Raw genomic sequence first — 22723 nt, forward strand, 5'->3', positions numbered from 1 at the left:
AAAAGAAAGTAGGGTAATTTATGCTAAAAGAAGAAAAATATTTTACAATCAGCAATCATTTAAAAGAATTTTATTCTCAAAAATCTAAAAAATTAGGATTTATAGCAGAAAATATTTTGGAATATGGATTATGGAAAACTGAGTTAAAAACAAAACTTAAAGAAATATTGGGAATGAATAGTATGATGTCATGTGAACTTAAACCAGAAATAGTAGAGTCAAAAAATTTTGAAGGTTACAGGCGAGATAAAGCTATTATTCAAACAGAGCCAGGAGTTTGGATGCCTATTTATATACTGATTCCTGATGGAATTAAGCTAAATGAAAAGAGAGCTTGTGTTATTGCACCTCATGGACATGGAGGAGGCGGTAAGGATTCAATTGTAGGAAAAATTGATACTCCGGGCATCAAAGAAAGCATAGATAAATATAACTATGATTATGGTTTGAAATTTGTGAGGCAAGGGTATGTGGTGTTTTGTAGTGATGCAAGAGGATCAGGTGAAAGAAGAGAAGATAAGCATCAAGGCACAGATATAAAAGCAATTATGAGTACTTCTTGTAATGATATAAATAATGTTGCTATTAGCATAGGGCAAACTTTGGTCGGTATGATGACCTGGGACCTTATGAGGCTTATAGATTACATCGAAACTCTTAGTTATTGCGATAGCTCAAAAATAGCATGTTGTGGATTTTCAGGAGGAGGACTGCAAGCATTATGGTTATCAGCAATAGACGAGAGAATAACTTGTAGCGTTGTTAGTGGTTATTTTTATGGATTTAAAGATTCTATATTAAATACACATTTATGTGGATGTAATTTTGTACCAAGGCTTTGGGAGTATATAGAACTTGGTGATTTAGCAGCTTTAATTGCACCGAATCCACTTTTAATTGAAAGTGGTACTAAGGATAAACTTAATGGCGCAAGGGGAATTGTTAATGCTATACAGCAGGTGGATATAACTAGAAAGGCATATAATATATTTAATAAAAAAAATAATATATATCATCATATATTTGATGGTCCTCATATGTGGAACGGAGAGAAAACATATGATTTTGTTAATAAGTGGCGAGAGGGGTTTGACATATGATAGTATCAAAGGATGAAAGTGGAGATTTTAAGACGGTTCAAGATGCAATAAATTCTATACCTAAGACAAATAAAGAAAAAATTATTATAAATATTAAAAATGGAATATATAAAGAAAAGATATACATTAATGTAGATAATGTAGTTCTTTTAGGTGAAAGTAAATCTAATACAATATTAACCTATGATGATTATGCATATAAGGAGTCTCTAAGCGGAGAAAAGATGGGTACTTTTAATTCATTTTCTACTTTCGTAGGGGGAGATAATTTTTGCGCACAAAATATAACTTTTGAAAATTCATCTGGTAGCGGAGATATATATGGTCAGGCAGTCGCTATTTATGTGGATGGTGACAAAGCTAAGTTTAAGAACTGTAGTTTTATTGGATGTCAGGACACTATATTTACAGGACCTTTACCACCAAAACCAAAGGAAGGTGATTGGTTTGGCGGGCCTAAAGATCGAGCACCAAGAAGGCCTGTACGCCAGTATTATGAAGATTGTTATATTAGAGGTGACATAGATTTTATTTTTGGATCTGCTACAGCTGTGTTTAATCGAAGCGAAATATTCTCAAATAATAGGGAACGCGAGGTAAATGGATATATAACTGCAGCATCTACAATTGAAGGAGAAAGGTTTGGATATATATTTATAAATTGCAAGTTACTAAGTGATGCTGCACCTAATTCCGTTTATTTAGGAAGGCCTTGGAGGGATTATGCTAAAACTGCTTTTATAAATTGTTTTATGGGAGAACATATTATAGGAGAAGGGTGGCATAATTGGGATCGCAAGGTCACTGAGCAAGCGGCTAGTTACGAGGAATATAACAGTTCAGGTCCTGGGGGAAAACTGGATAATAGGGCTACATGGGCAAAAGTATTAAGTGACGAGGAAGTTAAAGATTATAATATAGATAATATACTTGGCCATGATTTTAATTATGAATTTTATAAAAGCTAGCAAAATAAATTGCTAGCTTTACTGTTTTATTTATTAATAATTTTATAATGCTTCTCTAATTTAGAATTTCCATCTCTGCCGCAGCAAGGATAAAGGCCCCAATCCCCTTTGCATCATTTGTAACAATTGGTTCACTTATATAGTACTCATATGTACCGTCTCTTTTAGTTGCGCCACCAAGTCCAGCTACAGCGCAGGTTTTGTTTAAATTCACTAGGCCATCTTTTGTAACCATAATAAATTCATCAACAATGTTTTTATATGTTGTTTTTGCAATATCAACCCATTTTTTTGGTATATAACCTTTGTTTGATCCTTTTGCAATAGCATATAATATCATGCATGATGCAGAGGCCTCTATATAGTTACCTTTTAGGGTTCCTTTATCTAATACTTGGTACCAAAGTCCTGTTTTTTCATCGCGAACTTTAAGAAGAGCTTCTAGTACTTCATTTAAAATTTCGATTATTCTAGCTCTATCCTTATGGGTTTCTGGTAGGTAGTCTAATACATCAACTATAGACATGACATACCAACCCATTGAACGACCCCAAAAGTTTTTAGAAAGGCCTGTTTCTTTGTTACACCAGGGCTGAACTTTCTTTTCATCCCATGCATGATATAACAATCCAGTTGCAGGATCTTTTGCGTGACGTTCACATATTAAAAATTGTTTTGTAACATCATCAAATTCAGAAGTTTCACCAAATTCTTTTATAAACTCAGCATAAAAGGGTGAACCCATGTAAAGGCCATCTAACCAGATTTGATAAGGATAGATTTGCTTATGCCAGAATGCTCCTTCACTAGTTCTTGGGTGATTTCTTAATTGCTCTCTTAATAGAAAAGCAGCTTTTTTATATTTCTCAAGTCCTGTTTCCTTATAAAGAAGAAATAAAAGTTTTCCATTGTTTACGTGATCTATATTATATTCAGTAACACTATATTTTCTAATATCACCAGTTTCATCAATAAAAAAGTCCATATTTTTTTTAATAAAATCAAAGTATTTTTTGTCCTTAGTTATTTTCCATAATAACTCGATACCTTTAAAAATAACACCATTATCATACTCCCATTTACCATTAAACTCTGGAGTTCGAATCATAACGGAATCAGTCATCCTAGCGGCCCAATTTTCCATTTGTAACACCCCTCGATTTTATTTTTAGCTTTTTTTACTATTAAATTAATGTAATTATATAACGTTATTAAGTTTTATCATAGGATCATTGCCTTTTGCATCTTTTGTTTTACATCTTGAAAATTCAACATTAATACTATTTTCTACGTAAAAAGCTGGTCCTTCATTATTACTTATAGTAACATTGTTAAAGAAAATGTCTTTAACGTTTGAGCAGAAGAAACCTCTTTGCTTCATTGGATCAAGATTTGCCATCATATCTGGCATGCCAGGCTCTGCGTCTTCTGCCATAGATATTGAAATATTATTAAAGGATACATCTTCGACATACATTTCAGGAAGGCCATAGAAAAATCCAGCGGCAGCCCTTACTTCTCTAGCAGTTATATTAGAAAAGTGAATTCTTCTAAAGGCTGGAGTTTCTACTGTTATTGGGTAAGGAGCTTTATCCCAAACATATTTATCTTTTCCATTAGGTCCACAGTAGTAGTAGAGGTTTGCTATAAAAGGGCATAACACATCCTTCATTACTATGTTATTAATTCGTATATCTTCAATAACACCACCACGACCACGACGAGATTTCATTCTAATACCTCTGTCAGTTCCTTCAAATACACAATTGCTTATGGTTACGTTTCTCACATCACCACTCATCTCACTGCCAATTACTACCCCACCGTGACCATGTACCATGGTACAATTTGTGATAGTAATATTTTCACATGGAACTCTAAGGGGAGTAGCTTCTGTTCCAGATTTTATAGTTATGCAATCATCACCAACATCAATGTGGCAATTTGAGATGTGCACATTTTTGCAAGATTCAGGGTTTATTCCATCAGTGTTAGGTGAGTCATTCGGATTTTTAATTGTAATCTTATCTATGGTTACATTATCACAGCAAATAGGATTTATTGTCCAGCTTGGTGAGTTTATTAAAGTAACTCCTTCGATAAGCACGTTATTACAATTATGAAAACTTATCAATTTAGGCCTTGGATATAAGTTTATTTTATTTTTAAATATTTTCCACCAAAAGGCACCTTGTCCATCTAGTTTTCCACGGCCAGTAATAGCAATGTTTTCTTCGTTTTGCGCGTATACGCAAGAGGAGTGTACAGATTGAGCGGCTCCTTCCCACCTTGAATCTACAATAGGATACTCCGTTACATCATTTGTGAATATTAAAATAGCGCCTGAATCTAAATTTAAATTAATATTGCTTTTAAGCATGATAGAACCTGTAAGAAAAGTGCCAGCAGGTACGTACACCGTACCCCCGCCAGCCTTGCTACATGATGCTATAGCTAGAGCGAAAGCATGGCTGCAAGAGGTAATACCGTCTGGAATTGCTCCAAATTCTGTAACATTGAATATTGTTGAATATGGTGAAGTATTCATAAAAACCTCCTTTACTTTAGGGCGGGAATTATCCTTTAACTGCGCCAAGGGTTATACCTTGTACAAAGTATTTTTGACAGAAAGGATATATAACAGCAAATGGTAATATTGTAACAATTATAGCTGCATTTTGAAGAGTTTTACTATATATACCATTTGATGCAGTTGATTGAGTGGTTGTACTCTCTATTATCATTTCCCTTATTTTAATCTGAAAGTTAAGTTTATTCGGATCTGAAATGTACAACATAAAGTTAAAATATTCATTCCAAAAGGAAACAGCGAAAAATAATCCTATTGCAGCGAGTGCTGGCTTTGATAAAGGCAACACTATTTTTACGAATATACCCATAGGACTACAACCATCTATTTCAGCTGATTCCATTAAAGCCTTAGGAATTCCCTCAAAGAAACTCTTCATAAGTATCAAATTATAAACATTTAAACTTAATGGAAGAATAATTGACCATAAACTATTCATTAATCCAAGGTTCTTCATATTTAAATATGTAGGTACTAGTCCACCATTAAATAACATTGTAAAAAATAGTAGTGATGCAAATAGTTTTCTTCCAGGCATATCATCCTGAATTAGTATATATGCTCCTAGTGTTGTTAGGAATAAACCAATAAGTGTACCCAATATAGTTATATAAACAGAAATAAGAAAAGGAGTATACAAGGTTGTTTGTGTAACAACAGCTTTATAAGCTGCAAGTGTTGGATGTAATGGAATAAGTCTCAAACCATATGAACCGGTGGTATCTAAAGAATCTGATACTACTTTCAAAATAGGAACAAGTATTACAACTACAGTCGCAAGTAGAAAGAATGCGTTGAATATTTTGAAAAAAGCTCTTCCACGGTATCCTTTTTTGAAGCTAAATTTATCATTCATTAATAACTATCTCCTTTCGTTATAAAATACTTGAACCTTTAATTTTTTTACTGAGTTTGTTAGCTGCAAGAACTAACACTAAAGCTATTACAGACTTAAATAATCCTACGGCTGTAGTGTAACCATAGTCTGCTTGTTGAGACATGACCCTAAATGTATAGGTTTGAATAGTATCTGAAACACTATAAACCAAAGGATTCATAAGATTAAATACTGAATCAAATAAGTTTAATACTTTTGCAAGATCTAGTATAAATATTACAAGTATTGTATTCATAATTCCTGGAATGGTAACATGGAAACATTGTTTAAGTCTGCTAGCGCCATCTATAGATGCTGCTTCATATAATTCTGGGCTTATACCAGATAGTGCGGCTAAATAAATTATAGTTCCCCAACCAGTATCCTTCCACCTTGCGATAAAGACGAATATAGGGGTCCACCATTTTTCTGACACTAAAAAATAAAAAGGTTTATGACCTGTTTGTACAAGTAGTTGATTTATAAATCCATCTTGAGGTGATAAAATTATAGTGAATATGGAAGCTACAACTACCCAGGAAAGGAAATGTGGAAGATATAACAATGTTTGAACAAAACTTTTAGCAAATTTGTTTTTTACCTCATTTAATAATAAAGCAAAAACAATTGTTACTATCATGCCGATAAAAAGGTTAAGCAAACTAAGGCTGATAGTGTTTCTAAAGGCACTTAAAAATTGAGGCGTTTTAAATAAAGTTTTAAAATTGTCTAAACCTATAAATTTTGCAGGGGCAAAAGGACCATATTTTGTGAATGCAAATTTTATACCATACATAGGCATATAGTAGAATATAAATGTTATTACTACTACTGGAAGAGCCATTAGATAAAAATACTTGTATCTTAACATTTTTTTTAGCACACTGGTATTTGATTTTTTCATAAGACTAGTATCTGATGTTTTTTTGGGTTTCCTTATTTTAAGTTGCAATTAATTTGTCCTCCTTTATGTTTTATTGGAATTTAGAGCTTGTATACCTTATAAAATATAATTGGAAGTATTTAACTTTTACTTCCAATTATATAATAATTTATTATTTGTTAAGATCAGCTAAAACGCTATCAACTAATGCTTTTGAATCTTTATTATATTTAGCTAATCCAGCATCAACTGTCAATGTCCCAACCATTACCTTAGAAATGATTTCATTTTTAAGTGTTAATAGGTCTGGAACTGCTTTAGTAAGAACATCTGATGCAGGTAATAATGGTTCTAGAGCCGAGTCTTTAGTAAATGTTGCAAGTGAACTAGCTACTCTTTTGTCAAGAACAATTGGGTTTTTAAATTTTGTTAAAGAGAATTCTGGTGCTTCATATATTTTTGGGAAATCTATTTTAGGGTCAAGTTTGCTAGGTAATTTTTTAGAAACTCCATTTGTTACTTTGTAGTTTAAATCCTTAATTCCATTTGTAAACAACGTCTCACCTTCGCCACCATCATGCATAAACTCAATAAGATATTTGAATATTCCAGTAGGATTTTTTGCTTTACTAGTTATTCCAAGGCCTACAGGAGCTCTTTCTATATACTTAGTTTCTTTAATTGCAGGTATTGCAATCATTGTTCCGGTTTTTACAGCTTTTTGTAGGTTTTGTTCCATAACTCTGTTCCAATCTCCTGCCCAATAAGTGAATGCTCCAATTTTGCCAGCATAAAATTTATCACGAACACTTGAAGTTTTATTTGTAACTATTTCTTTGTCAATTAATCCATCAGCATAGGCTGTAGTCATCCTTTGAAGAGCAGCTTTCATATTAGGTTGTGACATACCATCTACCCATTTACCGTTAACTTTAGTAAAGTTAGGTATTGCATCTTGATAGAATTCTCTCAAATATATAGAATAAGGAACTTCTGTATTTATTACTCCAGCAGCACTGTATGGAATAATAGTTTTCTTACCGTTGGCATCTGGCATATCTTTAAATGCTTTTAAAACGGCAATGAATTCATCATAAGTAGTTGGAACTTTTAAGTTAAGTTTATCTAGCCAATCTTTTCTTAAATAAGTAATGCAACCACCACCAGTTTGAATTGGGTAGGCAAACGATTTATCGTTTACTTTAATGGAATTCGCATATTTTGGATCAATAGTCTGTAGAGTTTTAGATTTTGAAATTGCATCTGTCATATCCCAAAGTGCTCCATTGCTTCCAAAAGTAGATAAGTAAGTGCTGGCTATTTCTACTACATCAGGTACATCACCTGATGCGAATTGAAGGCTGAGTTTATCATAATATTGATTATGAACAGGTTGTGTAATTTTAAGATCAATTCCTGTTTGCTTTTTGAATCCTGCAACAAAATCAGCCATTCCATCTTCGGGTTTTAGGAAAGTATCGGTAGTCATTTTAATTGTTGTTGGTTTTACTACTGTTGTTTCTGTTGCTTTCGTTGCAGTAGTAGCTGCTGTGTCTGATTTAGAGCCACATCCTACTAAACCACCACCTATCATAGTGAGTGATAAAGCTAAACTTAAGTTTCTAAAAATTGATTTTTTCATTAATAATGTTCCCCCCTTTAAATCTATAAAAAGAAATTCAGTTGTTAACGTTTCCAACTTTAATTGAATTATATTATTTAGTGAATTTTTTGTAAAGGAGCAGTTCGCAATATACCATACAATTCAATAGAAATTAATGGATTTTATACTAAAATTATTAATGATACATTCGTTTACATATGATACAATATTAATGAATTATGAAATTAACCCTAGGAGTATCAATAACTTTTTATTATAGTTATTGGTTGAAAAGAGTATATTTAATTAAAACAAGATTTGACAATATAGCCTTATAATATAGTAATTATGAATTATAAGGCTATAATATAACTTAGATGTATTATATTTGAAAAGGGGTAGATGTGTAAAATGAGTAAAAAGATAAAGGTATTTATTGTAGGAGATTCAACAGCAGCAGCAAAAATTACTGAAAAGCGTCCAGAAACGGGTTGGGGTGAAATGATATCTATGTTTTTTAATGAGGACGTAGAATTTAAAAATCATGCAGTTAATGGTAGAAGTTCAAAAAGTTTTATAGAGGAAGGGCGTTTGAAAGAAATATCTGATAATATTTGCAATGGGGATTTCATGTTTATTCAATTTGGTCATAACGATGAAAAAGATGATAACAAAAGACATACAGATCCCTTTACTACATATAAATCTTATATTTCAAAATATATAGAAGTAGCAAAAAATTTAGGAGCAAATCCGGTACTTTTAACTTCAATACAAAGAAGAGTATTTAATAAGAATGGAACTATGCCAGATACTCATGGTGATTATTCCATAGCAATGAGAGAAGTTGCAAGACAATTTAATCTTCCACTTATAGATATGCAAGAAAAGAGTAAAAACTATTTTGAAATTATCGGTGAAGAAAAAGCTAAGGAAATATTCTTATGGGTTGATGCTTCAGAGTCATTAAATTATCCAGAAGGAAAAAAGGATAATACTCATTTTTGTGAAAAGGGAGCGAAAAAGATGGCGGAGCTAGTTGTTGAAGGAATAGTAGAAAATAATATTGAGCCACTTTCGAGGTTTGTAAAGGGGTAATATATATTGTGGGGGGGGGTATTTTTGTTTAAAATATATAAAAACTTTGATAATAAACTGTTTCTAAAATTCATTGTGCCATATATTTTTATATTAGCAGTTCCATTGGTCATGGGTTTTGGTGTTTATAGAATAGCCGCAAATATTGTTAAGGAAGATATCAAAGAATCAAATATATCTATGCTTAACCAATCAAAAAACATAGTTGAAAAACAACTACAGCAAATAGATCATTTATCTGTTCAACTAGCGACTAATGATAAATTGGTTAGCCTATTTGACCTTAAGGAACCACTTTTAGATAGTGATTACTTGAAAATTAAAGAAGTAATTGAAGAACTCAACAAGTATACTAGCAATATGGATTACTTATCTGGTTATTATATTTATTTAAAGAATAGTAATTATATTATAACCCAGGATACTTTGTATAAGGCAGATATTTATTATAATATGGTTTTAAAATTCAAAGATTCAGAGTATAAAACATGGGTTAATATGTTAATGAGTAATCATTTCGCTCCAGAGTATGTTTCACTAAAATCATATGACGTAAAGGGTTTAGGTTCTAATAATACAAATTTCATTCAATCAGTTCCTTTTGGATATAATGAAAAACCAATGGGTGCAATAACAATATCTTTTGAAAATGAAAAAATAAAAGAACTAATTTCATATATTGATATATCAAAAGGAGGATTTGTTTACGTTGAAAATAAGAAGGGAGAACTAATAACTAGTTTACCTGAAAATATGAACTTGCGTAATCAAATTAACTCAAAAGAGTTAACAAAAAAGGAAGGATTTTTCTCCAAAAATATTGATGGCAAGAAAATGATGGTTACATATATAACATCTAAAGAAAGAGGTTGGAAATATGTTATTGTATTGCCATCTGATTTGGTATTTGCGAATTTAAATGATTTTACGTTTATTACAGTTAAATTGTTTTTAATAACTCTTTTAATAGGAATTTTGGTTGCAAGTATTCTTGCTTATCGTAACAGTAAACCGGTTTTTGATATTGTTAAGCAGTTAAAACAATTTAATGGAGATGATTCGGTTGTTAATAAGAATACATTCTCTTCAATAAATGGGAGTGTTTCTAATTTGATTTTAACAAACAATGAACTTCAAAAGGATATAGATAATCAGAAGTCTTTAATTCATTCAGCTTTTCTTGAGAGGCTTATACGTGGGCAAATATATAATGAGGCAGAATTCTTAGCAATTTCTGCGTATGTAGGAATTGATATTTCAAAGGGTAAAAGTGTTGTAATATTACTTAAGGTATTTAATAATGAGTCAACTGTAATAAATTTAAACAATGAAATTATAAAGGAATTAAATATTTCTAAAGCAATTATTAGAGGAGTATTAACAAAACATTTTACAGGAAATGTATTCTTTCATGATATAGACCAACAAACAATTGCTATTATATTGAATTCTGATATAAAAGATACAGAGGCTTTTTATAAGAAAATAGAAGATAATGTAGTAAATGTTAAAAAGGAACTTTTAGATAATATTAATTTAAAAGTTGATGCTTCTGGAGGAGAACCTTATTCAAATCCTTTGGAGCTTTGGCATTCATTTGAACAAGCTGTACATGCTTTAGATAATTCAGATGATAAATATTCAATAGTTTGGTCTCACAATCTTGAGATAGAAACTGAAAATTACTATTATCCACTAGATGTTGAGCAAAAGTTATCAAATCATACAAAAATAGGAGATAAAGGTCAGGTTAATAAACTTTTAGATTTCATTTATCATGAAAACTTTGAGACTAGAAATTTAAATTCTTGTAAAAGTTATGATGTTATAAAGGAATTAAAAAGTACTATTAGAAAAATGTTGCCTGATTTTAAAGATAATGAAGATAGTAAAAATAATGAAGAGATAAAGGATATTAATAATATTTTAAGAGAAGTAAATTCAAAAAATTCTTATGATGTCAATTTTAAGTTGGTGGCGAATGCTTATTACAGTTTATGCGATTTAATACTAGTACAGAAAGGTAATTCTAATTTAAATCTAATGAATAAAATTAAAAGGTATATTGAATCAAATTATATGGATAAAAATTTATGTCTTTATAAAGTATCTTCAGAATTTAATTTAAGCGAGGGTTATTTTTCACATCTTTTCAAAGAACAAACAGATATCAATTTTACAGATTATCTAGAAAAAACTAGACTTAACAATGCAAATATTCTTTTGGAAAATCGCGAATTAACAATTACAGGAATTTCTGAGATGGTTGGGTACAATAGTGCACAGTCATTTAGGAGGGCTTTTAAAAGGTTGTTTGGAGTGAGTCCTACTGATGTCAGAAAAAATTAGGTAGATCATTAGAATGAAGAGCATAAAACAGGGGAGGATTACCAAAATAAATTGAGGTAAGTCTTCCTCTTGTTTATATAAAATTCTAATATAATGATTAATTTTGGAATTTAATATAATTAATGTTATAATTGAAATTGTTTACAAAATGCTCATAAAATAAAATTCATTTTGACATAAATAAGTTATATTATGAGAATAATAGAATAATTTATAAAAAAACATGTGAAAAAATGATTATAGGGGTGAAAAAAATGATAGAAATGGAAAATGTAACAAAATGTTATGGAAATCAAGTAGCTTTAGATGCTCTTAATCTTACAGTGGAAAAAGGAGAGATACTGGGATTTCTAGGGCCAAATGGTGCTGGTAAATCAACTGCCATGAATATTCTCACAGGGTATATATCCGCAACAAACGGTAATGTAAGAATTGATGGTATTGACATACTTGAACATCCTGAAGCTGTAAAGAAAAAAATAGGATATCTTCCTGAAATACCTCCATTATATTTGGATATGACTGTTGAGGAATACCTTAAGTTTGTATTTAGAATAAAAAAGGTTAAATCTGATTCTATTGAGCAAAGTATGATAAAAATAATGTCGCTTGTCAAAATATTAGATGTTAGAGGAAGGCTTATAAAAAATCTTTCTAAGGGTTATAAACAAAGAATAGGGCTAGCTCAAGCATTAGTTGGAGACCCCGAGGTACTTGTTCTAGATGAACCTACGGTAGGGCTAGACCCAAAGCAGATTATAGAAATAAGAAATCTAATTCAAAAAATAGGAAAGACATGCACCATTATATTAAGTTCACACATATTATCAGAAGTTAGTGCAATCTGTCATAGGGTTATTATAATAAATAAGGGCAAGATTGTTGCTTCTGGAACTCCAGAAGAATTATCAAAAGGAGTAAATAACAGTAACAAAGTCCTTTTGAGGGTTAAAGGGGTAAAAGAGGATGTATATAAACATATAAAAGCAATGGAAGATGTTAAATTAGTTGAGGAGCAAGGTGTTAATGAGATTGGTACGGTAGATCTTTTAGTTGAGGCAAAAAATAATTTGGATATAAGAGAAACATTATTTGTTACGCTTAGCCAAGCTGGGTTTATTATCTTAATGATGAAGAGCCAGGAAATTAATCTTGAAGAAATCTTCTTGGATGTTACAACAAACAAGAAAGTAGGAGGTATGTAATGTTAGCTGTATTTTTAAAAGAACTTAGATCATATTTTACTTCAGCTATTGGTTATATTTTTATAGGAACATTTCTATTAATAACAGGAATCTTTTTTACAATGTATAATTTATTAGCAGCAAGTCCAACATATAATAGTACGCTTCAAAGTCTAATTACAATATTTTTGTTTATTATTCCAATATTAACTATGAAGATTATATCTGAAGAAACTAAAACTAAAACAGATCAATTATTGTTTACTTCACCATTAAAAATAAGAGATATTATATTGGGTAAATATTTTGCAGCCGTAGCTATTTTTACTATTTCTCTTTTAATAACGGTTTTGTACCCAATAATTTTAAGTATGTTTGGAACTGTCTCACCATCTGAAATATTTACAGGATATATTGGTATGTTCTTGCTTGGAGCAACTTTAATATCTATAGGTTTATTTGTATCAAGTTTAACAGAAAATCAAGTTACATCAGCAGTAATATCTTTTGGAGTATTACTTTTTATATTTTTAATAGACAGTATAGAGCAGGCACTTCCTAGCACTAGAATTTCTAGCATAATTTTCGTTCTGGTTATGGTGGGGATATTTGCTTTTGGTGTTTATTTTTCAACTAAAAATATATATGCAGCGTCAGCTACAACATTAGCAGGCATAATTATAACTATAGGAATATATTTAGCAAAAAAGGAACTTTTTGATGGTATGATTCAAAAGGTTTTCGAATGGTTTTCTTTAATAAAACGTTATGATTTATTCTCGCAAGGCATATTAAGTCTGAATTCTGTGGTGTATTACTTATCATTTATTGTGGCATTTGTATTTTTAACTATAAGAATGGTTGACAAGAGAAGATGGAGTTAAGGGGTGGATGAATATGAAAAAGTTACAAATAAAAAACACATTTAAAAATAATAAGTTTAGATATGGTGGTTATGCAACACTAATTACATCTATGGTACTTGTAATATTGCTGATTGCTAACTTAGTAATTGATAAAATGGATTTTAAATATGATATGACAAAGAATAAATTATATTCATTATCAAATCAATCTTATAAAGTCATGGACAAGCTAAGCCGTGATATTAATATTATTATCTTTTCAAAGCAGAGTAGTTATGATCAAGGAATGACAGAAATAATAAACAAATATCCTAGTAAATCTAAGAAAATAACTGTAAAATATGTAGATCCAACTACTAACCCTCAAGTTGCAAAAAAATATAGTAGCACTGAAAATGAGATTGCAAATGGGAGTATAGTTGTTGAGAGTTCTGGTAAATTTAAAGCTATTAAGGAAAGTGAGTTATATAATACCACCGAGGATCAAACTACTGGTGAGACATCTGTGAAATCTCTTGCAGTGGAACAAAAAATCACGGGAGCTATAATGTACGTTGCAGGCGATAAAAATTCAGTTGTTTACAATTTACAAGGGCATAAGGAAAAAGCATTATCTACTGAAGCTTCCAGTAATTTAAGCAATCAAAACTTTATAGTAAAACAATTGAATTTATTAACAAATGTTTGGAAACCAGAGGCTGGAGATATGCTTCTTGTTAGTTCTCCATCAGTTGATATAAGTAAGGACGAATTAATTAAGTTAAAAGATTTCTTTTCAAAGGGTGGTCATGGAATATTTTTAATGGATGTTCAGAATGGCAAGTTCCCGAATTTTGATAATCTCATGAGTACTTTTGGAATTCAAATTGAACATTCTCTAATAGTAGAAGGAGATTCAAAAAAATATTATAGGGAACCTGCATACCTTATTCCTAAAATGAATAGTCATGCAATTATCGACCCTATGGTTTCTGCAAATCTACCTATTCTTTTTCCAGTGGCACAACCAATTGACCAACTAAAAGTTAAGAAGGCTTCTTTAAAAGTTGAGCCGCTACTTACGACTTCAGGCGAGTCTTTTGGAAAGAAAGATATAAATAGCACAACAACACAAAAGGCATCTGGGGACACAGACGGTCCTTTCGATGTAGCAGTTGCAATAACTGATACCCAAGAATCAAGTGTGGCTAAAATTGTTGTTTTTTCATCTTCAGGTTTTATTAATGTTGCAGCTGGTGGTAATCTAGACCTTTTCATGAATAGTATGAATTGGGTACAGGACCGTCAAGAAAATATTTCTATTACGCCAAAGGATTTAACAACTCAAACCTTAGAAATGACTAAGGCACAAACACTTGGATTTTCTGCTTTGGTTATAATAGTAATTCCTGCTATAGTTCTTATCATGGGGGTTGTAGTATGGATTAGGAGGAGACATTTATGAAGAAATCTAAGAGTATTATAATACTCGCTCTTATTATACTCTTATTAGGCGGAGCATATTTTTATGTTTCAAGTAATCCCAAAATAGATAAGAAAGATACAAGTTCTACAAATGTAAGTACAAGCAGCGTTGAAGTTTGGAAGATTGATAACACTAAAGTTTCCCAGGTAATTATTAAAGATAGCGGTGCGGGGAATACATTTGTTAAAAAATCTAAAGAATGGGTTATTGAAAATTATAATCACAAGATCAAACAAACTACTATTGATAGTATTACAGATTCAGTAATAAATTTATCAGGAACACTTGTGGAAAAAAATGCTAACGATATGGGTAAGTATGGACTTGATAAACCAACTATAAATATAGTGATAGTTGGGAAAGATTTGAATAAAACACTATGCGTTGGAGATAAAACTTCAGACGGAACTAGCTATTATGTAAATGAGAAAGGAACCCAAAAAGTATATTTTATAGCGGCCAGTATTGTAGATGGTCTTACTTTAAAGCAGTCAGCATACAGAGATAATACTATTACCGCTATAGATGCGACTTCGCTTTCATACATGAAAATTGTTAAAGCTGGAAGCTTACCAGTTGTGATAATAAAGAATGCAAATCAAAGCAAAGATGAAGCTAAATACAATATAAATACTTGGATGCTTACGGATGCGTATAATTCACCAGTAAATTTAGAGGTTGAGAAAATTTCTCCCGTAATAGCCGCTATCGCAAGTCTTAAAGCTGGTGATATAGCTGATGATAATCCGAAAGATTTAAGCAAGTATGGATTAGATAAACCATCTCTTGAACTTACATTAAAGGATAGTAAAAGTGTATTGCAACTTTTTATAGGTAAAAACAAGGATGGTAGTAGTGTATATTTTAAAGAAGGTAAAGGTGACACCATATATACAATGGATAAGACCGTAATTGATCTCTTTAAGTTTAAACCTTTTGATGTGATAAGTAAATTTGTGTACATTGTAAATTTAGATTATGTAAATAAGATAGTTGTAGAGGGAAAAGGAAAAACGGATACAGTCTTAGTTTCTAGAACTACGGCTAAAGCTGAAACATCTGGAGATCCAGATGTTGTAACTACAAATTCTAAGGTAAATGGTAAGAAGATAGAAATTAATAAATTTAAGACTGAATATCAAGAAATAATAGGGCTTACCGTAGATGCTGAAAATGATAAAAAACTAGAAGATAAACCAGTGATTAGCATTACATATAGTCTTAATAATGGAACTAAAAAGCAGGAAATCATTGATTTCGTACCTTATAATGATCAGTTTTATGCAGTATTTAGGAATGGAAAATCTGATTTTGTAATAACAAAAGATAAAGTAAATAAAATGATAACTAGTTTGGAAAGTTTAAAATAAGATGGTGAAAAGGTAGTATAAGAAAAAGGCTGCTAAACAAGTGAAATATCGTTTCCTTGTTTAGCAGCCTTTTTAATTTATTTATTTAGCAAATATTTAAGGATTAAAATTGAATTGTATTTTTGTTTAGTTGATCCGACAATTCCAATCACCTTATTTTTTGTATCAAATCCCAATTTTTTAAATAACACAATATCTTTGGCATCTATAGCATAAACACCGTTCTTTTTATCACTTCCGGTAGCGTGAATTTTTTCACCTTTTAGAGAATCCAAATTGAGTTCACTTATATTATCTAATCTCAAAAACATATCTTGTTTTACGAAGGATTCAAACATGATTTTATCTAAAATGATAACATCGAGTTCTCCAACAGATACCTCAGCAGTAAGTTTTTGCATATACTGGCTTGTTGTTTGAAGGTTTGCATTTTTTGAAGTATCAATTGGCATAGTGCTTACTCTAGCTTTTTTTCTAGTACTTCCATCTTTGACAACAACTTTTGTAAGTAAGGATTCTAAATTAGTTATCTTATTCGTATCTGAAATGTTTGAAATCATAGTTAGATTAAATACATAATCCGGTTTTGTTATTTGGCTATGTATAATAGAAATTATTATACATATGGCAGCTAAAGTACCAATAATATGCAATTTGTAATAATCCCAGATATATTCAGCTCTTTTATGTTTGTTCATCCCTTTTAAATCAACCATAGTCTTCATCCCTTTTATTCGAATTTCAGTATCAACATAAAATATTTATAAATTTATTATGTTACTTTTTTACTGCCCTTGGATTATATTTAAAACAATGATTAATAAATTTTTCATCAGGCATAAACATCAATTGCATTTTATCGTTTCCTTCTGTAATCATTGCAACATATATTGGTCCTTTTGCGGTTGTTGGATAACATTTTACTATAGAAGTAGGCTTGTTCGAATAATCTTTTACAAAATCACTATCATTAAGAGCTAAAAGGTCTACCTCTTTTATATTAAAAGTAGTTACTTTTTTTCTTTTTTTCATTTCTAATATCTTTTCTATATCAATTTCACCATTTGTAAATTGATATTCATATTCTACATATAATTTTGATTTGTAAAAATAACATGCTACAGCCAAAGCAATTAATAATATAGCAAAAATCATATTTACACTAGTAAGAAATAGTCCAATTAATCCAAGTACATAGGTTGCTTTACTTACTAGTTTGTAAGTAGTTGTTTTAGATGTTGTTAGAAGTTGCTCATAAAAGTTATCCATTTTTTTGTCCCCTTTAATTATAATGTGATTTATTAGTTAAGAAAAGCATTACAAATTGTATTTTATTTAATAATTCACCTATAATTATAACATAATCCATATATTATAAAAGGTTATTATGACTAAATTATATAATTTATAGTTGCAAAATATATTTAATAATATGATAATAAAGATATATGAGTTAAAAATATTATTATGAGATTCTTATACAAAGTGTGAAAAATATAAAATAGTCTAAGTTAGGGGCGATATTATGAGCTTAAAAGGAAAAGTTGCAATAGTTACAGGAGCATCTAGAGGAATAGGCAAAGGAATTGCTATGGAACTTGCAAAAAACGGATGTTGTCTTGTAATAAATTATAAAAGTAATGATGAAGAAGCTGAAAAAACTTATAAGGAAATTAGAGAGCTAGGGGCTTATGTTTTAATGATTAAAGGTGATGTAAGTAATTATGAGTTTGCAAAGCAGATGGTGGAAACTACTGTTGAAAAATTAGGAAAAATAGATATTTTAATAAATAATGCAGGAATATCGAAGGTCGGGTTATTTATGGATCAGGAGCCTAATGAATGGAATAATATTTTAGATGTAAATTTAAAGGGTACTATTAATTGTTCTCATAATGCCGTAAAAGAAATGATAAAACAAAAGAGCGGTAGCATAATTAATATATCTTCAATGTGGGGAGAGGTTGGGGCTTCTTGCGAGGTGATTTACTCTGCATCTAAAGGAGCAGTTAATGCTTTTACAAAATCATTAGCTAAGGAACTTGCTCCTTCAAATATTAGAGTAAACGCTATTGCACCAGGAGTTATAGATACAGAAATGAATAAGTGGCTAAACAAAGACGAACGTGCAAATTTAATAAATGAAATACCTATGATGAAATTTGGAGAAATTTCAGATGTTGCTATGCTTGTAACGTTTTTAGCCAGTGAAAACTCAAAATATATTACAGGACAAGTAATAACTATAGATGGAGGATTCTTATAGTTGATCTAAAATAAATTTAACAGATTTATTTTATTTATTAAATTATTTAATGGATTATTCATTTTTTCTTAAGGAATAATTAATATTTGAATCTGTTTATATGTTATAATTATATTATCATTTATTGATTAAATCGTATGAAATGAAAGAAGGCTAATATTATTATGGAATATACAAGGGGTAAAAATGTAATTTCAAAGTTATTCAAATCAGCTTTAACAATAGGTGCTTTTATTGTATTAGCAATAACAATACCTTATATAGCTATCTTTGTTATTAGAGCCTTATTTGTAATTGTAGTTTTTGGAGTTATTGTATGGTATAGTTTAAAATTAGTAAAAAGTGTTAAGAAGTTTATCTACAAATCAAGTACAAAAAAAGACGCTACGACAAAATCTAATGACTTTAGTAGTGACAAAGATATAAGTGGTACTAATGATATTAATTATGATGATAGTGTTATTATTGATGTAGATTATGAAAAGGTAATATAATGAACATATAATGAAAAAAATTAAGTCTATAACTATAGTTAAAGGACCAATCTATGATATAAGATTGGTCTTTTATTTTTTTATAATATAAAGAATTTAATAAAACGATTATGAAGCAAGAATGTATTAACTTTATGACGTATATAAGGAGGGCACTATGCAGGTAGAAATTATAAAACATATACAATATATTATATCTCCCTTTTGGGACACATTTTTTCAACTAGTTACAATGACTGGGGAGGAATCCTTTTATATTATTGCAGCTGCAATAATATTTTGGTGTGTAAATAAAAAATTTGGGTATAAGTTAGGTTTTGCATTACTTACAAGTACAATAACAAACATTATTTTAAAGGATATGATTAATGCAGCTAGGCCAATAGGAGTGCCTGGAATAAGGTCGCTTAGAATAGAAACAGCTACAGGACAATCTTTTCCAAGTGGTCATACACAGGGGGCTACGACATTTTGGATTTCTTGTATTATTAAAGTGAAAAGAAAGTGGATTTATATAGTTGGAATTTTAGCAATCATTTTGGTGAGTATTTCAAGGCTTTATCTTGGACTTCATTATCCAAGAGATGTAATTGGCGGAATAGTAATTGGAATTATATGTGTTATTATTTCTAATTATATTTTTGACTATGCAGAAGAAACCCAAAAAGCATGGGTATTAATGATAATTATTGTACCTACACTTTTTGGAATGATATTCTTTAGAGAAAAAACATATTATACAATAGCAGGAACGGTATTAGGATTTTTTATTGGATATATATTAGAGTCTCGATATGTGTTGTACGAAGTTCGAAGTAGTATATTAAAGCAATTAATGAAGTTGGTATTTGGATTAGCAATTCTCGTGACCTTAAAAGGCATGTTAAAGGTAATTCTTCCACTTAATATACTTTCTGACTTTTTTAGATATGTTGTAATTGGATTGTGGATCACCGTGGGAGCACCGTGCATTTTTAAAAAATTTGTTAGGTAGATTTAACTAATTAGAATATTTTTTTGAAAATAGTAAAACCTATTAATAGCAATACAAAAAAGGGAGATGTTTTTATGCCTAAAGATAGTCAACCAGATAATAAGTTTTCTAGATTAGTAAAGAGTAATTATAATACCCCTATAACTCGCGAAACTGCGAAAAATCAAAATGCTACAAATAAAAAACAATCTGCTGATAGAAAATAAAAGTATTAGAGCATATAAACATTTGTTTATGTGCTTCTTTTCTTATATTGAAGAAAAATATAGAACAAAAGGTAAGTTATTTGCATATAAAAAATTTGTGGTTTTCTAATAAATAAGAGATTATTTATTGCATTATCTTAATACTATGTTAGAATTTATATATGACTATTTTAGTAGTAAGTATTTAATATTACGTTTATACTGTGAAGTCTAGAGCTGCAGCATGTCTGTAGTTTTTTATATTTTAAAATGCAAAGATTATTTTAGTAATGGTTTCTGCAAAGCCTTAGATATTATTGTATTATTTAAGAAGGAGTGAATGAATTGAGTTTTAATGTATATAATACCATGACTAGAAGTAAAGAAGAGTTTATACCTTATGTAGAAGGAAAGGTTGGAATGTACACTTGTGGTCCTACAGTTTACAACTATGCACATATAGGTAATTTGAGAACATATATTTTTGAAGATGTGCTAAAAAAAGCATTGGAGTATTCAAAGTTTAAAGTTAAGCATGTAATGAATATTACTGACGTTGGGCATCTACAATCAGATGGGGATGAAGGTCAAGATAAAATGGCTTTAGGAGCAAAGCGTGAACATAAAACCGTATGGGAAATTGCTAAGTTTTATGAAGATGCTTTTTTTGAAGATTGTAAAAAACTCAACATAAAAAGACCAACTATTGTATGTAGAGCTACAGAGCATATTCAGGATATGATAGAATTTATAAAAAAACTTGAAGAAAAAGGATACACATATGTTTCGAACGGAAATGTATATTTTGAAATTGATAAATTTCCGGATTATGCAAAACTTGCACATCTTAGTTTGGATGAACTTGAAGCTGGTAGTAGAATAGAAGTAGATCCTAATAAAAAAAATCCACTTGATTTTGTATTATGGTTTACAAATTCTAAGTTTTCAAATCAAATTATGCAGTGGGAGTCGCCATGGGGCAAAGGATTTCCAGGATGGCATTTAGAGTGTTCTACTATGTCTGTTAAATATATTGGTGAATATTTAGACATCCATTGTGGAGGAATTGATCATATTGCTATACATCATACTAATGAAGTAGCTCAATCAGAAGGAGTACTTGGACATAAATGGGTGAAATACTGGATGCATGGAGAGTTCCTAGTCCTTGACAGTGGAAAGATGTCAAAGTCTAGTGGAAACTTTTTAACAATATCTAGTCTTGAAGAAGAAGGATATAGTCCTCTTGATTATAGATATTTCTGTCTTCAATCTAAATATAGAAAACAGCTAGTGTTCAGTTTTGAGAGTTTAAACGATGCTAGGAATGGCTATAAAAAACTTAAAGAAAGAATTGCTCTTGTTTTAAGTGCTATAAATACAAATGATATAGTAAGAGATGAGAAAATTTTATTATACAAAGAAAAATTTTCATTATTTATCAGTGATGATCTAAATATAGCAAATGCATTTACTGTACTTTTTGATGTTCTAAAAGATATTGAACTTAATAATAAGGAAAAATCTATTCTTATAGAAGATTTTGATAAGGTATTCTCACTTAATCTTATGATAATTGAAAAAGAAACTACAGATATAGATGAAGAACTTATAAATAATCTTATTGTTGAAAGAAATGCTGCAAGGGCAAGTAAAAATTGGGCAAGGGCAGACGAGATAAGAGATGAGTTTATAGCTATGAATATTGAACTTCTTGATTCTAAAGAAGGGACAACTTGGAAAGTTAAATAAAAATAAAAAAGTGACATTTTATGTTTGCATGCAGTGTGAAGGTTAAACAGTTAATAATTGTTTAACCTTTCTATTTACTTTAGATTTTTATAATGCACTATAAGATAATTTAGATTATAATATTATGTGTAGTTAAAAGTATAGAGAAATATTATTAAGTAGAGGTGATGGATATGGATAGAGTAAATTTAAAAGCATCAATAGTAATTGCAATTATTGGTATAATTTTAATATCAGTCATATATTTTAGACCTGTAAGCATTAATAGAAACTATAGTGGATATATGTATGGTGAGAATAGTGAACTCGATAAAGCAGTAGAAATAAATCTTGATGGTGAATTAAAAAAGAACTTATCTCTTAATTATGTATTTACAGGAAGTATAGAGGTGGATGGTATAAAAAAACAGGTTGTACTAAAGCGAATATGGGCAAAGTACAATGTTTTTAAAACTATAGAATATAGTGCTTTTATAGAAACTAAAAATGATAAAACTGGTCAATATGAGGTAAATGGAACAGTTAATACATCGAAGAATTTCAATGAAATACTTATAAAATTAGATGATGTAGACAGTAAATACAATAGTAAATTTAATATTTGTGGACCAAGTAATACAAGAGATGAGGCAAAGGGCATTATAACTAAATTGGGAAAAAATAATTAATGATAATAATA

21 protein-coding genes are annotated in these 22723 nt (G+C 30.1%); 14 read left to right on the forward strand and 7 right to left on the reverse strand.

The genetic code is table 11. The annotated features are described in order from the left end of the window. Positions 1-20: 20 nt before the first annotated feature. A complete protein-coding gene (locus KPL44_RS07525) occupies positions 21-1100 on the forward strand; it encodes an alpha/beta hydrolase family protein (protein ID WP_216248355.1) in 1080 nt (359 codons plus the stop codon). Beyond that, positions 1097-2068, forward strand: a complete 972-nt coding sequence (locus KPL44_RS07530) for a pectinesterase family protein (protein ID WP_216248356.1) — start codon at positions 1097-1099, stop codon at positions 2066-2068. Before KPL44_RS07525 ends, KPL44_RS07530 begins: the two co-directional genes overlap by 4 nt. A 55-nt stretch (positions 2069-2123) precedes the next feature. Here the strand turns inward: KPL44_RS07530 and KPL44_RS07535 are convergent, their stop codons facing one another. The 5 genes from KPL44_RS07535 to KPL44_RS07555 form a co-directional block, all read right to left on the reverse strand. Beyond that, entirely contained in the window at positions 2124-3212 is a 1089-nt protein-coding gene (locus KPL44_RS07535) for a glycoside hydrolase family 88/105 protein (protein ID WP_216248358.1), read from the reverse strand. Positions 3213-3266: 54 nt separating this feature from the next. Further along, on the reverse strand, positions 3267-4616 hold the full coding sequence (locus tag KPL44_RS07540) for a glycoside hydrolase family 28 protein (protein WP_216248360.1): 1350 nt from the start codon (positions 4614-4616) through the stop codon (positions 3267-3269). A gap of 28 nt (positions 4617-4644) precedes the next feature. Next, positions 4645-5514: a carbohydrate ABC transporter permease gene (locus KPL44_RS07545; protein WP_216248362.1), complete on the reverse strand. Its 870-nt coding sequence runs from the start codon at positions 5512-5514 to the stop codon at positions 4645-4647. 19 nt (positions 5515-5533) lie between these two features. Then, positions 5534-6487 carry an ABC transporter permease gene (locus KPL44_RS07550; protein WP_253201662.1) on the reverse strand — a complete coding sequence of 318 codons (954 nt, stop codon included), beginning with the start codon at positions 6485-6487 and terminating at the stop codon, positions 5534-5536. Between the two features lie 103 nt (positions 6488-6590). After that, a complete protein-coding gene (locus KPL44_RS07555) occupies positions 6591-8060 on the reverse strand; it encodes an extracellular solute-binding protein (protein ID WP_216248364.1) in 1470 nt (489 codons plus the stop codon). A gap of 372 nt (positions 8061-8432) precedes the next feature. On the opposite strand from KPL44_RS07555, the gene KPL44_RS07560 reads away from it, so the two are divergent. The 6 genes from KPL44_RS07560 (at position 8433) to KPL44_RS07585 (ending at position 16353) form a co-directional block, all read left to right on the forward strand. Then, a complete protein-coding gene (locus KPL44_RS07560; protein WP_216248372.1) occupies positions 8433-9119 on the forward strand; it encodes a rhamnogalacturonan acetylesterase in 687 nt (228 codons plus the stop codon). A 24-nt stretch (positions 9120-9143) separates the two neighbouring features. Beyond that, positions 9144-11468, forward strand: a complete 2325-nt coding sequence (locus tag KPL44_RS07565; protein WP_216248374.1) for an AraC family transcriptional regulator — start codon at positions 9144-9146, stop codon at positions 11466-11468. 254 nt (positions 11469-11722) lie between these two features. Then, entirely contained in the window at positions 11723-12673 is a 951-nt protein-coding gene (locus tag KPL44_RS07570; RefSeq protein ID WP_216248375.1) for an ABC transporter ATP-binding protein, read from the forward strand. Further along, a complete protein-coding gene (locus KPL44_RS07575) occupies positions 12673-13536 on the forward strand; it encodes an ABC transporter permease (RefSeq protein ID WP_216248377.1) in 864 nt (287 codons plus the stop codon). Before KPL44_RS07570 ends, KPL44_RS07575 begins: the two co-directional genes overlap by 1 nt. 13 nt (positions 13537-13549) lie before the next feature. Then, on the forward strand, positions 13550-14962 hold the full coding sequence (locus KPL44_RS07580) for a GldG family protein (RefSeq protein ID WP_216248380.1): 1413 nt from the start codon (positions 13550-13552) through the stop codon (positions 14960-14962). Next, the gene (locus tag KPL44_RS07585) at positions 14959-16353 is read left to right on the forward strand and encodes a DUF4340 domain-containing protein (protein WP_216248382.1); all 1395 of its coding nucleotides are present in this window, start codon (positions 14959-14961) and stop codon (positions 16351-16353) included. The genes KPL44_RS07580 and KPL44_RS07585 overlap by 4 nt, the downstream gene beginning before the upstream one ends. A gap of 77 nt (positions 16354-16430) precedes the next feature. On the opposite strand, the gene KPL44_RS07590 is transcribed toward KPL44_RS07585, so the two are convergent. Continuing rightward, positions 16431-17069, reverse strand: coding sequence for a hypothetical protein (locus KPL44_RS07590; protein ID WP_216248384.1), 639 nt, complete (start codon positions 17067-17069; stop codon positions 16431-16433). A 61-nt stretch (positions 17070-17130) separates the two neighbouring features. Then, complete coding sequence (locus KPL44_RS07595; RefSeq protein ID WP_216248386.1) at positions 17131-17622, reverse strand: DUF6106 family protein; 492 nt, start codon at positions 17620-17622, stop codon at positions 17131-17133. Positions 17623-17878: 256 nt separating this feature from the next. On the opposite strand from KPL44_RS07595, the gene ymfI reads away from it, so the two are divergent. The 6 genes from ymfI to KPL44_RS07620 all read left to right on the forward strand — a co-directional run bounded on the left by ymfI (position 17879) and on the right by KPL44_RS07620 (position 22712). Next, complete coding sequence (gene ymfI / locus KPL44_RS07600; protein WP_216248388.1) at positions 17879-18619, forward strand: elongation factor P 5-aminopentanone reductase; 741 nt, start codon at positions 17879-17881, stop codon at positions 18617-18619. 164 nt (positions 18620-18783) lie between these two features. Further along, positions 18784-19113 carry a hypothetical protein gene (locus KPL44_RS07605; RefSeq protein WP_216248392.1) on the forward strand — a complete coding sequence of 110 codons (330 nt, stop codon included), beginning with the start codon at positions 18784-18786 and terminating at the stop codon, positions 19111-19113. A 157-nt stretch (positions 19114-19270) separates the two neighbouring features. After that, positions 19271-20107, forward strand: coding sequence for a phosphatase PAP2 family protein (locus KPL44_RS07610; protein ID WP_216248402.1), 837 nt, complete (start codon positions 19271-19273; stop codon positions 20105-20107). Between the two features lie 74 nt (positions 20108-20181). After that, positions 20182-20313 carry a hypothetical protein gene (locus tag KPL44_RS25725; RefSeq protein ID WP_257786566.1) on the forward strand — a complete coding sequence of 44 codons (132 nt, stop codon included), beginning with the start codon at positions 20182-20184 and terminating at the stop codon, positions 20311-20313. A gap of 324 nt (positions 20314-20637) precedes the next feature. Beyond that, positions 20638-22044 carry a cysteine--tRNA ligase gene (gene cysS / locus KPL44_RS07615; protein ID WP_216248405.1) on the forward strand — a complete coding sequence of 469 codons (1407 nt, stop codon included), beginning with the start codon at positions 20638-20640 and terminating at the stop codon, positions 22042-22044. 173 nt (positions 22045-22217) lie between these two features. Then, complete coding sequence (locus KPL44_RS07620) at positions 22218-22712, forward strand: hypothetical protein (RefSeq protein WP_216248407.1); 495 nt, start codon at positions 22218-22220, stop codon at positions 22710-22712. Positions 22713-22723: the final 11 nt, after the last annotated feature.

Origin of the sequence: Clostridium sp. DSM 17811 (genome assembly GCF_018861905.1) — a bacterium.
Lineage (GTDB): Bacteria > Bacillota > Clostridia > Clostridiales > Clostridiaceae > Clostridium_AD > Clostridium_AD frigoriphilum.

What these genes read in the sequence shown, in the direction of transcription:
- KPL44_RS07530 (WP_216248356.1), top strand. Translation starts at nt 1,097, where the DNA reads ATGATAGTATCAAAGGATGAAAGTGGAGATTTTAAGACGGTTCAAGAT.
- KPL44_RS07560 (WP_216248372.1), top strand. Translation starts at nt 8,433, where the DNA reads ATGAGTAAAAAGATAAAGGTATTTATTGTAGGAGATTCAACAGCAGCA.
- KPL44_RS07570 (WP_216248375.1), top strand. Translation starts at nt 11,723, where the DNA reads ATGATAGAAATGGAAAATGTAACAAAATGTTATGGAAATCAAGTAGCT.
- KPL44_RS07525 (WP_216248355.1), top strand. Translation starts at nt 21, where the DNA reads ATGCTAAAAGAAGAAAAATATTTTACAATCAGCAATCATTTAAAAGAA.
- KPL44_RS07535 (WP_216248358.1), bottom strand. Translation starts at nt 3,212, where the DNA reads ATGGAAAATTGGGCCGCTAGGATGACTGATTCCGTTATGATTCGAACT.
- KPL44_RS07555 (WP_216248364.1), bottom strand. Translation starts at nt 8,060, where the DNA reads ATGAAAAAATCAATTTTTAGAAACTTAAGTTTAGCTTTATCACTCACT.
- KPL44_RS07580 (WP_216248380.1), top strand. Translation starts at nt 13,550, where the DNA reads ATGAAAAAGTTACAAATAAAAAACACATTTAAAAATAATAAGTTTAGA.
- KPL44_RS07540 (WP_216248360.1), bottom strand. Translation starts at nt 4,616, where the DNA reads ATGAATACTTCACCATATTCAACAATATTCAATGTTACAGAATTTGGA.
- KPL44_RS07620 (WP_216248407.1), top strand. Translation starts at nt 22,218, where the DNA reads ATGGATAGAGTAAATTTAAAAGCATCAATAGTAATTGCAATTATTGGT.
- KPL44_RS25725 (WP_257786566.1), top strand. Translation starts at nt 20,182, where the DNA reads ATGCCTAAAGATAGTCAACCAGATAATAAGTTTTCTAGATTAGTAAAG.
- KPL44_RS07610 (WP_216248402.1), top strand. Translation starts at nt 19,271, where the DNA reads ATGCAGGTAGAAATTATAAAACATATACAATATATTATATCTCCCTTT.
- ymfI (WP_216248388.1), top strand. Translation starts at nt 17,879, where the DNA reads ATGAGCTTAAAAGGAAAAGTTGCAATAGTTACAGGAGCATCTAGAGGA.
- KPL44_RS07590 (WP_216248384.1), bottom strand. Translation starts at nt 17,069, where the DNA reads ATGGTTGATTTAAAAGGGATGAACAAACATAAAAGAGCTGAATATATC.
- KPL44_RS07595 (WP_216248386.1), bottom strand. Translation starts at nt 17,622, where the DNA reads ATGGATAACTTTTATGAGCAACTTCTAACAACATCTAAAACAACTACT.
- KPL44_RS07585 (WP_216248382.1), top strand. Translation starts at nt 14,959, where the DNA reads ATGAAGAAATCTAAGAGTATTATAATACTCGCTCTTATTATACTCTTA.
- KPL44_RS07575 (WP_216248377.1), top strand. Translation starts at nt 12,673, where the DNA reads ATGTTAGCTGTATTTTTAAAAGAACTTAGATCATATTTTACTTCAGCT.
- KPL44_RS07545 (WP_216248362.1), bottom strand. Translation starts at nt 5,514, where the DNA reads ATGAATGATAAATTTAGCTTCAAAAAAGGATACCGTGGAAGAGCTTTT.
- KPL44_RS07605 (WP_216248392.1), top strand. Translation starts at nt 18,784, where the DNA reads ATGGAATATACAAGGGGTAAAAATGTAATTTCAAAGTTATTCAAATCA.